This is a genomic window from Flavobacterium sp. FlaQc-47 (genome assembly GCF_044006475.1).
Taxonomy (GTDB): Bacteria; Bacteroidota; Bacteroidia; order Flavobacteriales; family Flavobacteriaceae; genus Flavobacterium.
Genome location: NZ_JBIPCQ010000018.1, coordinates 1 through 381, shown reverse-complemented (window position 1 = coordinate 381; position 381 = coordinate 1). Strand labels below are relative to the sequence as shown.

Sequence of the window (381 nt, the reverse complement as noted above, 5' to 3'; positions counted from 1 at the left end):
GAACCAAACCTTCAGATATTATAACTACAGAGTCTATCTGTGCAGGTGCAACCTATACATGGCCAGTTAACGAAACTGTGTATTCAACTTCGCAAAACGGAATCAGAATAACAAATGACGGATGTACGGCAGATCAGGTATTGAACCTGACTGTTGGGGCAAAACCGGCAGATATTGTAACTAATGAAAACATCTGTTTTGGGCAAACTTACACGTGGGCCGAAAACAGCACAACCTATTCAACTTCGCAAAACGGAATCAGAATAACAAATGACGGATGTACGGCGGATCAGGTATTGAATCTGACTGTAGGAACCAAACCTTCAGATATTATAACTACAGAGTCTATCTGTGCAGGTGCAACCTATACATGGCCAGTTA

At 41.7% G+C, this 381-nt stretch carries 1 protein-coding gene; it reads left to right on the top strand.

Going from position 1 to position 381, the window contains the following annotated elements; all coding sequences use genetic code 11:
- A partial coding sequence (locus tag ACHRVX_RS23825; RefSeq protein WP_395337087.1) for a hypothetical protein occupies nt 1-381 on the top strand: 381 nt, incomplete at both ends.